Consider the following 11998-nt stretch of genomic DNA (forward strand, 5'->3'; position numbering starts at 1 on the left):
CCGATACATTCTAAACCGTATGAATGTAAAAAAACGACAATCAGGTCTTTAGCCCAAACATCTACTTCTCACTCAATAAGAGTTCCGTTTTTCGTTGCTTTACTCATTCTTAACCTTTTTTTACATTCCCTTAACCTTTGAAACTTGGCGACAAGTTAGATTGTAAGTAAGGTATATATCTTAAACATGATCTGAGAGGAGAACCTATGAAAAAATCAAGGTTATCAAAGATTTTAATCGAAGGAAATCCGCAGCTGCTTGAGAAATTGGCAGCACAAGTGCAAGAAACTCATACTGTGAATGTTAAGAGGTCACCAAGTACGGGTCTTGTCATGATGAAAACGCGTGACTCGGTATCAAGGCAGCCGTTTTATATGGGTGAAGTTCTCATAACAGAATGCACGGTCGAAATCGATGGCATTTTCGGAATGGGTGTGCTGATGGGTGAAGAGCCTGACCGTGCCTACTCAATCGCGCTTGTTGATGCAGCCTTTAATGCAAAGCTTCCAATTACAGACGTTTGGCTGACAGAACTAGAAGAGGAAGAAAGGAAAATAAATTCATATCAGCAAATAGAGATGTCAAAACTGGCTGGATCTAAAGTGAATTTTGACACCATGGAGGATTACAATGACAAAAGTTGACCTGCTGTTTGATGCTGTGCATGATACACAGCAAATCTACCGCAAGCTATTAGATTGTATGGCCAGGCCAGGAAAATTGAATTCCATTGAGCCTTTCGTTCAAAGTCTTGAACATGGTGATTTATTTCCAAAACCGCTGCTTAGTCTTGCCTATACCCTTGTTGATCGGGAAGTGAGCTTCCATGTCATTTCAAATCAAACGGAGAACATTCAAAAGAATATCCATTGGCAAACCTTTAGTCCGTATGCAGACCTGCATGAAGCAGACTATGTTTTTATCGGGAAGCAGCTGAGCAATGACGAAATCGGAGAACTTATGAAGAAGTTAATGATTGGAACACTTGAAGATCCTCACTTAAGCGCGACGGTCCTTATTGCAGTAAACGCATTGGCTGAAGTTCCTGGCGATGGATGGAAGCTGAGATTAACCGGACCTGGCATTCAAGGTGTAAAAGATATATATATTGATGGCCTGCCATGTGCCTGGATTGCAGAAAGAAATAAGTTAACCAGTGAGTTTCCTTTAGGAATTGACATGATTTTAACAACCGATACTGGTGATATGATAGCCATTCCCCGTACAACGGTGATTGAAAGCGAGGCGGTCTAGGGTGGGGTATGTTGCAGTGACTGGAGGCCAAAAAGCCATTCTGCATGCTGAGAGTCTAGTTAAATATTTTCGCCTGAGACAGGCAAAAGAAACGATCACAACGGATCAAATTGAGAGTCAAATGCGTTTGCTGATCGATCGGGTTATGGGGGAAGGCGGTCTTTACGCACCAGAATATGCGGCCCTCGCCCTAAAACAATCAGAGGGAGATCCAGCTGAAGCAGCCTTTTTATTAAGAGCATACCGTTCGACGCTTCCAAGAAACTACTATTCTCTAACCATTGAACCAGGGGATATGAGAGTCATGAGAAGGATTTCTTCATCCTTTAAAGATATTCCAGGCGGACAGCTCCTTGGGCCAACCTATGATTATACCCATCGGCTGTTAAATTTTGATTTGAGAACTGAGGATGACGATGAGATTCAATCATTTTTGGAATCTATGAACCTTGAAGCTCATGATTTGGAGTCTGAGCATTCTTTTCAAAAAGTCGCAGACTTGTTAAGAGAGCAAGGGCTGCTTTCGAATCGGGAGAAAAATGATGAGGAGCCGTTTGATATTACTCGTGAAAAAATTACGTTTCCAGCTTCGCGTTCAGCCAGGCTTCAGTCTTTAGCAAGAGGTGAAACAGGAGCCATGACAGCAATGGCCTACAGCAGCATGAGAGGATATGGAGTTGTCCATCCGACAATTGGGGAATTGCGTGTCGGACACTCAGATGTTCACATCCCATATCCGTTTGGAGATGAGGATGACAGTCTCTATATTGGTGAAGTCATGCTGACTGAAGTTGAAACGATCAACTCTTTTACTCAGAACGATCAAGGTGAAGTTGAATTTATGCTTGGCTATGGGCTGACTTTTGGTCAAAACGAAGTAAAGGCCATTGCGATGGCGATTTTGGAAAGAAGCCTTGAAACAAAAGGAACATCACCTGCACAGGATGAAGAGTTTGTCCTGCTGCATATTGACAGCATTGAATCAAACGGCTTTGTCTCTCACTTGAAACTGCCGCATTATATTACGTTTCAATCAACACTTGACCGAATTAGACAAGCGCAAACTGAATCTGCTTCTAAAAAGCCTCATTCTGAAAGAGAAGGATCATTCAGTCATACGTAATAAAAAGAGAAAGGAGTGCCTATTCATGAAACAGCAGCTGAAGCAATCGTATAATTATGCTTTTTTAGATGAAGGATCAAAAATGGAAATCCGCCGTTCCACATTGAAGGCCATTGCCATACCAGGTTATCAAGTGCCTTTTGCATCAAGAGAACTGCCAATCGGCAGAGGCTGGGGAACGGGCGGACTGCAGCTTACCTTATCACTGATTGGTGAAAATGATTGTGTAAAGGTCATCGATCAAGGCCATGATGACAGCGTGAATGCCGTCAGCATCAAGAAGCTGATTGAAAATTGTTCAAATGTCACAACAACCAATGATTCCAATGAAGCAACCATCATTCAAACAAGGCACAGAGTTCCTGAGGTACCTCTGCGGGAGGATCAGATTTTAGTTCTTCAAGTTCCGCTGCCTGAACCGCTTAGAAGAGTGGAAGCAAAGGAACAGGAAACGAAAAAACTCCATGCTGAAATGGATTACAGTACGATGTGGCTCAGATTATACGAAGATATTGTTCACTACGGAAAAATTACGATTGGCGCAGACTACCCAAGCTTGGTTAATGGCCGCTACATTTTTAATCCAAGCCCCATTCCGCGCTATGATTTACTGAAGCTTCATCAAGCGGAAGGGCTCTATCTATTCGGAGCAGGAAGGGAAAAGAAGATTTACGCGATTCCGCCATATACGAACGTGGCTCCGCTTGAATTTGACGATTATCCATTTGAAGTTGAACAGTTTGAAGGCAAAAGATGTCATGCTTGCGGAAGTGAAGATACATTTCTAGATGAAATCTATAATAGTGAAACTGGTGAGAAAGTGCATCAATGTTCTGATACCGGCCACTGTGCACAGGTTCAGGCTGAAAGGGGATTAGAAGTATGATACAGCAGGCAGTGGAAATCCAGGAAGAATCCCCTCTTTTAAAAGTAAGAAACATGAACAAACGATTTGGAAAAGGATGCACTCAATGTGAAACACCTCAGGCACTTAAGGGCGAAGACAACCGCTGCCCGCATTGCGGAAGTGTCTGGGCCTGCATTGATGTGAATTTTGATTTGTACAAAGGAGAAATTCTGGGGATTGTCGGGGAAAGCGGATCAGGGAAAAGCTCCCTGGTTAAAAGCCTTTATTTTGATGATACGATTACATCGGGTATAGCAACAATCTCCACTTATAAAGATGGAAATACAGATATTTTCTCAGTATCAGCCCAGCAAAAGCGTTACATTCGCAATTATATGATGGGAATGGTTTATCAAAATCCATGGCTTGGTCTTAAAATGTCCTTTTCAAGCGGAGGGAACATTGCTGAAAAATTAATTGCCTCCGGGACATATCATGTTGGGAACATTCGTGAACGTGCATCAGAGCTGCTGGAACATGTGGAAATACCGATCAGCCGAATGGATGAGCTTCCTAAAAATTTCAGCGGAGGCATGCAGCAGCGCGTTCAGATTTCAAAAGCGATGGCGAATAATCCCCCCATTCTTCTGCTTGATGAGGTCACAACCGGACTTGATTTATCGGTTCAAGCGAAAGTATTGGATCTGATCCGCAAAATTCAGCGTGAGTTAGGCGTATCCATGATTGTAGTTTCACATGACCTTGGAGTAATTCGAATGCTTGCCGATCGTACAATGGTAATGAAAAGCGGAAAAGTAGTCGAGCAAGGATTAACCGATCAAATTCTCGAAGATCCGCAGCATCCGTATACACAGCTGCTTGTGCATTCTCTTTTATAAATTCATTTTGATGAGGTGACCTATGAAAATTTATCATGCAAAAATTGTGACCCCTGAAAAAGTCATAGAGAATGGAACGATTGAAATTCTCGGCGAGAGAATCGTCTCGATTACAGAAGGCTATCCGGAATTGATTGATTTTGACGATATCGATGCTGAGGGAAAATGGGTACTTCCAGGATTGGTTGATTCTCATAGCGATGCGATTGAATTAGAGCTTGAGCCCCGTCCGAACAGTACATTTCCGATTGAAATCTCATTTTATGAGCTGGAAAAAAAGCTTGTTGGAGAAGGTATTACAACAATATATCATTCTTTATCGCTAATGGAAGAAAACGCGAAAAAATGGATCCGTCAAAACAATACGGTCCTGCAGGTGATTCATGATATTAAACGTTTGTCATCCGGAAGACAATTAATTCGCCACAAAACTCACTTAAGATATGAGATTACGAATACTGTTGCAGTCGAAAACGTGAAAAAAATGATGAAGGATGGAAAAATTGATCAGCTTTCCTTCATGGATCATACACCTGGACAAGGTCAATTTCGTGACCTCGAAGTTCATAAAAGGCTATTAATGGAGCACCGTCATTTTTCAGAGGAAGAAGCAAAGCTTGTCATTGAAGAAAGCAAGCTGATGCCAAAATTAGATGGTGAAATTTTAGCGGAGCTGTCAAAGCTCGCAGCTGAATACAAGATTCCCCTTGCCTCTCATGATGACGATACGCTTGAAAAAATTGAATTAGTGAAATCATGGAACGCTGTTATCAGCGAGTTTCCGATTGAACTGGAAGTAGCAGTGAAAGCGAAAGAAGAAGGGCTATATGTGGTAATGGGTGCACCAAATGCACTGCTCGGAAAATCTCACAGCAACAATGTTTCGGCATTAGAAGCCGTTATGCATGGAGCTGTTGATATTCTATGCTCTGACTATTATCCTTCATCTCTTTTGCATGCAGCTTTTAAATTATATAAAGAGGGAATGCCAATCTATCAAGCTTTTAATATGGTGTCATTGAATCCTGCAAAAGCACTTGGCATTGTGAATACAGTAGGTTCAATTGAAGAAGGAAAGCTTGCAGATCTGATTCTGGTTAGTGAAGAAGAAATGAGTCCGGTCCTGCAAACGGTCTTAGTGAACGGTCAGGTTGTCTGTCAGATGAATTATCACCGCCCGGCTGCAGTTCCAATCCCAATGTAAAGGAAATGAGTTCAGTGAAATTATCAGAAAAGCCAACCATTCACGAAGGTGCAAAGGTTTTTGAAAGTACACTTGGCGCTTGGACAGAAATTGGACCAAATTCGGTTATAGAGGAATCAGCAATTGGCGATTACACCTATACAGCAGGAGATGCTCAAATTACGTATTCTGAGATTGGGAAATATTGTTCGATTGCCTCTCACGTCAGGATCCATCCGGTCAATCATCCAATGTGGCGTGTGACGCAGCACCATATGACATACCGCAAAGTTCAATATGATTTAGGCGATCAAGACGATATGGAATTTTTCGAGTGGAGAAAAGATCATAAAGTAACAGTTGGCCATGATGTCTGGATTGGTCATGGTGCCATCATTATGCCTGGTGTATCGATTGGTACGGGTGCTGTTATTGGTTCAGGGGCTGTTGTTACAAAAGACGTCCCGCCATATATGATTGCAGTTGGAGTGCCGGCAAAGCCTATAAAGGAGCGGTTTCCGAAAGAAATTGCAGAAAAACTGCTTGAAATTGCCTGGTGGGAATGGGACCGCGCTACATTAGAAGAACGCTTTGAAGAGCTGAACGATGTCCGGCAGTTTGTCGATAAATATGGGAAATAATCTCCAGCATGTGAAGGAGGAAGAAAATTGAACGAATTACTGATAGTTGAAAACTTGCAAAAAACATTTAACATGCATCAGTTTAACGAAAAGCAGATTGTAGGCTGCAATGGAATCAGCTTTTCGTTAAAAGAAGGAGAATTCATCGGAATTACCGGTAAAAGCGGTTCAGGGAAATCAACGGTTCTTAAAAGCATTTACCGCACCTATACACCAACAGGCGGTGCCATTCATTACAGATCGGAGCTGTTTGGTTCCATCGATTTAGCGAAAGCAACAGAGCGTGAAATGATTGCTATTCGGAAAAATGAAATCGGCTATGTCTCTCAATTTTTAAATGTCATGCCAAGGGTCACTGCCATGGAGGTTGTTGAAGAAGCACTGATGGAAATGGGTGAAAAAAGCGAAGCTGCAATCGATCAGGCAAAATCGATACTGGCTCATTTCAAACTGCCGTCTTCCCTGTGGGATTCTTATCCCCGCACGTTCAGCGGCGGTGAAAAATTGCGTCTTAATCTGGCACAGGCCATGGTAAAACGGCCTAAATTATTATTGCTTGATGAGCCGACAGCTTCCCTTGATGATGCATCAAAAATTTCCGTAAAAGAAATGATCCTGCAGCTGAAAAATGAGGGAACGAGCATGATCGGCATTTTCCATGACCTTGATTTCATGGAGACAGTTGTGGATCGGGAATACAGTCTAGCTCAAGGTGTATTAAAGGATGAAATGATCGTATAAGAATGGAGCTGAGGTGAAAAATGATCGATTTGCATTGTCATACTAAGATTTCAGACTGCTCATATCCTACGGAAGAAGTCATTTCGATGGCTCAAGAAAAAGGTGTGAAGCATCTTGCGATCACGAATCATGATACTACTTATGGGTTAAATGAAGCAGTGGAAATTGGAAAATCACACGGTGTTGCTATTATACCAGGCATAGAAGTCTCAGCCTTTGACTACACTCGCGGAAATCGCGCCCATATTCTAGGACTGTATGTGACACCTGGACATCAAGCAATAACACAGTTATGTCAGCCATTAATAGAACAGCGGCATCGCGCATCACAGATCATGGTCAATACCTTGATAAAGGCAGGCTATGAAATATCCTGGGAAGAAGTCGAAGAACTTGCAGCAGGCGGAACAGGTGTCTATAAACAGCATATCATGCATGCTTTACTGAAAAAGGGATATACAAATTCCATCTATGGGACACTCTACAAAAAGCTATTTTCAAAAGGAAGTGCTGATGAAGAAAAAGGTGTGGCTTACGTTCCTATTGAATACGTTCCAGCAGAGAATGCCATTCAAGCTATACGTGATGCAGGAGGAATTCCTATCCTTGCACATCCCGCTCAATTTAATAACTTTGATGCTGTCGAAGAATGGGCAAAGCTTGGCTTAGAGGGAATCGAAGTGAATCATCCGCTGCATAATGAGCATGATAGAGAAAAAGCCTTTTATTTAGCAGAGCGCTTAAACCTAATACAAACCGGCGGTTCTGATTTTCATGGTTTTTACAGTGATACACAATCTGAAATTGGAGCATTTACAACCCATCAAGAGGAATTTGAAAAACTGATCGTGAGAAAAGAGCGAATGATGAAGATCTGATGGCAAGAAAAGATATCCAGCTGGGTATCTTTTTTTGAATTTTTTTGCTTGAGGTTAGTAAAGTTTCTGTTTCAGATTATAAAAACGGTTATTCAGATAATAAAAACGATCAATCAGATGGTATGTGCGGCTTTCTGGATAATAAGGCTGGGAACTTGGTATTCTGTAGAGCTGATTTTATTGAAGAGAATGTTTTCCATCTATATAATTAACCATATAATGGAGCAGATGTTTTCCTTTTGAGTATGGATTAATTATAAAAAACAGTAAAGATATCAGCAGAAAATTTCAAATACCCGTATCTTTTCATCCCCCTTCATCCGTTTAAAAAGCAGAGAGGGTTAAAAGGAGTGAGATCTATGCATGGCAACAGGCTGTCAGATATGAAAAAACAGGAATGGGCAACGTTTCAAATGGCTGAATATTATCCGAAATTGCAGCAATATTGCCAATTTCTTACCCAGAATAAATATGATGGAGAAGATGTGGCTCAGGAAGTCATGATAAAAGCAATTCAAAAGTATGAGCATAACCAGCTAAGTTCTGCCCTCTTGAATAAGATGGCCTATCATCAATGGGTAGATGTCATCCGCAAAAGGAAAAAGGAATTTCTTGGCGAGATGCCAGAATGCAGTGTGCAGGATCACGCATATCGAATGAATGAACTTATAGGATTGATCGATCATTTAACTTCAAAGTGCACTCCGAAGCAAGCTGTCCTTTTCCTGCTGAAAGAAGGATTTCAATTTCAGGCAAATGAGCTGGCAGAAATGCTCGATACATCCGAATCGTCGATTAAATCTGCTCTTTTTCGGGCTAAAAAGCGATTGGCTAAAGAGAAGGATGAAACAGATTCGTATTGGGAAGAGGAAGAACGAGAGCTTCTTTCTGATTTGATGTATACCTCTCTTCAGTTTCAGGATCCATCTCCATTACTAGAAGCATTGCCTGATATTCTTACATTTGACGGGACTGAACATCCAAAGCTTGTTCTTTCTTATGTGCGTCCGTTGCCGAGCTTCTCTTCTTCGACCTCTCTTCGCATGGCTGCATAGCCTGCTATAACGAAACGAGGAGGAACTTGGATGAGCACGATTCCATATGTAATTGAACAGTCAGGACGCGGAGAGCGTTCGTACGATATTTATTCCCGCCTTTTGAAGGATCGCATTATTATGATTGGTGATGAAATAAACGATCATGTTGCAAACGTGGTTGTTGCGCAGCTGTTGTTTTTAGCGGCAGAGGATAATGAAAAGGATATTTCAATCTATATAAATAGCCCTGGAGGTTCGACATCAGCAGGATTTGCCATTTTCGATACGATGCAATACATTAAACCGGATGTTCGGACGATTTGTACTGGAATGGCTGCTTCATTTGGAGCAATGCTGCTTTTAGCTGGAACAAAAGGAAAACGTTTTGCACTCCCGAACAGCGAAATCATGATTCATCAGCCGCTTGGCGGTGCCCGCGGACAGGCGACAGAAATTGAAATTTCTGCACGCCGGATTCTGAAACTCCGTGAACATATAAATGAAATTATTGCCGAGCGTACAGGTCAATCGGTTGAAAAGGTAGCAAGAGATTCTGACCGTGATTATTACATGAGTGCTGCTGAAGCGAAGGAATATGGGATTATTGATGAGATTATTGAGTCGAAATAAATGAAGAGATACACATTTGCCTTAATGGTAAATGTGTATCTCTTTTTTTGATGGAATTTTCAGAAAAATATTTGACCGATTGTTTAAAGGGTGTTTTAATTAAGATAATTGGTTGGGCCACTGGGGTGTGCAAGCAAATTCTATATTTTAGACTATTTCAAAGGTAGAGGTGAATGTGGATGAAAATATTAATTACTGAAATGATTTGGGATGAAGGAATTAACGAATTGGAAGAGTTAGGATTTGAAGTAGATTATGAGGAAAGTTTGTGGAAAGAAAGAGAGCGCTTACTTATTAAGGTAAAAGAGTATGATGCGGTTATTGTAAGAAACCAGACGAATGTAAATCAAGAGCTTTTGAGCGCGGGCCATAAAGTAAAGGTCATTGGAAGATTGGGAGTAGGACTGGATAATATTGATCTCCATGCGGCAAAAGAGAAAGGAATCAAAGTTGTATTTGGACGTCATGCAAATGCTACTTCTGTAGCGGAATATGTGATGGCTGCTATTTTGACCGCAAATAGACCGCTCTATTTAGCTGATGCAGATATTCGAAAAGGCGGCTGGGATCGTAAACAATATACAGGAGAGGAAATATATCAGAAAACAATTGGCTTAATTGGAATGGGAGAAATTTCACACCGAGTTGCTAAAAGAGCAAAAGCCTTTGGCATGAAAGTTGTCGGATATGATCCGTTTGTGACAGAGTATGATCACATCGTATCAGAGACTGATGTTGACCAATTGGACTCCTTGCAGCAATTACTGCAAATCTCGGATGTGGTTTCTTTACATATTCCATTAAACTCAGCTACAAAACATCTCATTTCATTACGTGAACTTGAGACTATGAAAACAAGAGCTTGTCTAATTAATACATCCAGGGGCGGCATTATTGATGAGGAGGCTCTTGCTTATGCTTTGAAAAATCAGCTGATTGCGCAAGCGTATCTTGATGTTCTTGAGGTCGAACCTGTCTCTCCATCAAATCCTCTCCTAACATGTAAAAATGCCGTTCTTACTCCCCACATTGCCGGGCTGACAAATGAATCTCAAGTGAGAACCTCGCGGCTTGTTGCTAAAGAAGTAGGCAAGATCTTAAAAGGAAAAGTTTCACTATGCAATGTGTAACGTGCAGAAGAAAATATGAATTCAAAAGTTGTTAGAAAATTTTAATTATTATATTGACTGAACAATAGAAAGATGGTTTAATAAATTTAAAGATATTGGTTGGGTCACTCAACCAATAAATAAAAAGGAGGATAAATAATGAGTATTGAAGCTCAAACTAGTACACTCTCCGAACAGACTAAAAAAGTCAGCACCCACAAATTTTTAATCCATCATAAAGGTGATCATGTTGGAGTAGCTACAAGTCCTATCGAACAAGGAGAAAAAGTAATTGGAATCTACATGGATCATAATGAAGAAGTAGAAATTACTTCTCTGGGAGACATTCCTTTAGGGCATAAAATTTCATTAGTATCACTTAATGAAAATGAATCCGTAGTAAAGTATGGCGTGCAGATTGGATTAACTACACGTAAATGGGCAGTAGGAGACTATGTTCACACTCACAATATTAAAACGGCGAGGTGGTAAATATGGAACAACAGCTTTTTGGTTATCGCAGAGAAAATGGAAAAGTCGGAATTCGCAATCATGTTATTATCCTTCCAGTAGATGATATTTCCAATGCTGCATGTGAAGCAGTAGCAAAACAAATACAAGGAACAATGGCACTGCCCCATGCATATGGAAGACTTCAATACGGGCCGGATTTAGACCTGCATTTCCGTACGATGATCGGCACTGGATCGAACCCAAATGTTGCTGCTGTTATCGTCATTGGAATTGAAGAAAACTGGTCTAAGAAAATTGCTGATGGCATTGCTGAAACAGGAAAGCCTGTCGCCTATTTTTCCATTGAAGGAAATGGAGATTTAGAAACGATACGCCAGGCATCTTGGAAAGCAAAAGAGTATGTTCAATGGGCGTCTGAGCTTCAGAGAGAGCCAATTCAATTAAGTGAGCTAACCATAAGCATTAAATGCGGAGAATCAGATACAACTACAGGACTTGGTTCTTGCCCAACTGTTTCTCAGGCAGTTGATCGTTTAGTTGATGCAGGTGCGACCGTCTTTTTCGGAGAAACTTCTGAATTGACAGGAGGAGAACACATTATCCGTAATCGTATGGCAACATCGGAACTCGAAGATAAATTTATGGCTATCTATGATAATTACGTAGGAGAAATTGAATCCAAAGGGGTAGACTTATTAGGTTCTCAGCCCACTCAAGGAAATATTGCTGGGGGCTTATCTACTATTGAAGAAAAGGCTTTAGGAAATATTGCAAAGACGGGTTCAAAACAAGTTATAGGTGTATTAGAACCAGCTGAGAAGCCTGAAAATGGAAATGGATTATATTTTATGGATACATCATCAGCTGCAGCTGAATGCATTACATTAATGGCTGCTGGAGGTGCGGTGCTTCATTTGTTCCCAACAGGACAAGGAAACATCATTGGAAATCCAATAGAACCGGTTGTCAAAATTACAGCAAATCCAATTACTGCTGGCACCATGAGTGAACATATTGATGTTGACGTTCAAGGGCTTTTATCCCGTCAAATTTCCCTTGAAGAGGCTGGAGATCAGCTAATGGAAGTTATCTGCAAAACCGTTAATGGAAGATTAACGAGTGCAGAAGCATTGGGCCACCGGGAATTTGTCATGACTAAATTATATCGAAGTGCTTAATTCA

At 41.1% G+C, this 11998-nt stretch carries 14 protein-coding genes; all 14 read left to right on the forward strand.

Annotated features, from left to right (window positions below; translation table 11 throughout):
* Positions 1 to 206 precede the first annotated feature (206 nt).
* On the forward strand, positions 207 to 644 hold the full coding sequence (gene phnG, locus CYJ36_RS01640) for a phosphonate C-P lyase system protein PhnG (RefSeq protein WP_101564188.1): 438 nt from the start codon (positions 207 to 209) through the stop codon (positions 642 to 644).
* On the forward strand, positions 631 to 1254 hold the full coding sequence (gene phnH / locus CYJ36_RS01645; protein ID WP_101564190.1) for a phosphonate C-P lyase system protein PhnH: 624 nt from the start codon (positions 631 to 633) through the stop codon (positions 1252 to 1254). Before phnG ends, phnH begins: the two co-directional genes overlap by 14 nt.
* A gap of 1 nt (position 1255) precedes the next feature.
* Positions 1256 to 2377 carry a carbon-phosphorus lyase complex subunit PhnI gene (locus tag CYJ36_RS01650; RefSeq protein WP_101564192.1) on the forward strand — a complete coding sequence of 374 codons (1122 nt, stop codon included), beginning with the start codon at positions 1256 to 1258 and terminating at the stop codon, positions 2375 to 2377.
* Between the two features lie 37 nt (positions 2378 to 2414).
* A complete protein-coding gene (locus CYJ36_RS01655) occupies positions 2415 to 3263 on the forward strand; it encodes an alpha-D-ribose 1-methylphosphonate 5-phosphate C-P-lyase PhnJ (RefSeq protein WP_308315264.1) in 849 nt (282 codons plus the stop codon).
* Positions 3260 to 4123 (forward strand): ATP-binding cassette domain-containing protein, encoded by an 864-nt coding sequence (locus CYJ36_RS01660; RefSeq protein ID WP_101564200.1) that lies wholly within the window; start codon positions 3260 to 3262, stop codon positions 4121 to 4123. The genes CYJ36_RS01655 and CYJ36_RS01660 overlap by 4 nt, the downstream gene beginning before the upstream one ends.
* 22 nt (positions 4124 to 4145) lie before the next feature.
* Positions 4146 to 5327, forward strand: a complete 1182-nt coding sequence (locus CYJ36_RS01665; protein ID WP_101564201.1) for an alpha-D-ribose 1-methylphosphonate 5-triphosphate diphosphatase — start codon at positions 4146 to 4148, stop codon at positions 5325 to 5327.
* Between the two features lie 5 nt (positions 5328 to 5332).
* Entirely contained in the window at positions 5333 to 5947 is a 615-nt protein-coding gene (locus tag CYJ36_RS01670; RefSeq protein WP_101564203.1) for a DapH/DapD/GlmU-related protein, read from the forward strand.
* A gap of 27 nt (positions 5948 to 5974) precedes the next feature.
* Complete coding sequence (phnL, locus tag CYJ36_RS01675; RefSeq protein WP_101564205.1) at positions 5975 to 6688, forward strand: phosphonate C-P lyase system protein PhnL; 714 nt, start codon at positions 5975 to 5977, stop codon at positions 6686 to 6688.
* 20 nt (positions 6689 to 6708) lie between these two features.
* Positions 6709 to 7566, forward strand: a complete 858-nt coding sequence (locus tag CYJ36_RS01680; RefSeq protein WP_101564206.1) for a PHP domain-containing protein — start codon at positions 6709 to 6711, stop codon at positions 7564 to 7566.
* Positions 7567 to 7925: 359 nt separating this feature from the next.
* On the forward strand, positions 7926 to 8621 hold the full coding sequence (locus CYJ36_RS01685; protein ID WP_101564207.1) for a sigma-70 family RNA polymerase sigma factor: 696 nt from the start codon (positions 7926 to 7928) through the stop codon (positions 8619 to 8621).
* A 30-nt stretch (positions 8622 to 8651) separates the two neighbouring features.
* Entirely contained in the window at positions 8652 to 9233 is a 582-nt protein-coding gene (clpP, locus tag CYJ36_RS01690) for an ATP-dependent Clp endopeptidase proteolytic subunit ClpP (RefSeq protein WP_101564208.1), read from the forward strand.
* A 179-nt stretch (positions 9234 to 9412) separates the two neighbouring features.
* A complete protein-coding gene (locus CYJ36_RS01695; protein WP_101564209.1) occupies positions 9413 to 10363 on the forward strand; it encodes a hydroxyacid dehydrogenase in 951 nt (316 codons plus the stop codon).
* 138 nt (positions 10364 to 10501) lie between these two features.
* Positions 10502 to 10834, forward strand: coding sequence for a UxaA family hydrolase (locus CYJ36_RS01700; RefSeq protein ID WP_101564210.1), 333 nt, complete (start codon positions 10502 to 10504; stop codon positions 10832 to 10834).
* Between the two features lie 2 nt (positions 10835 to 10836).
* Positions 10837 to 11994: a UxaA family hydrolase gene (locus CYJ36_RS01705; RefSeq protein ID WP_101564211.1), complete on the forward strand. Its 1158-nt coding sequence runs from the start codon at positions 10837 to 10839 to the stop codon at positions 11992 to 11994.
* Positions 11995 to 11998: the final 4 nt, after the last annotated feature.

Origin of the sequence: Bacillus sp. UMB0893, assembly GCF_002858905.1 — a bacterium.
GTDB lineage: Bacteria > Bacillota > Bacilli > Bacillales > Bacillaceae > Bacillus_P.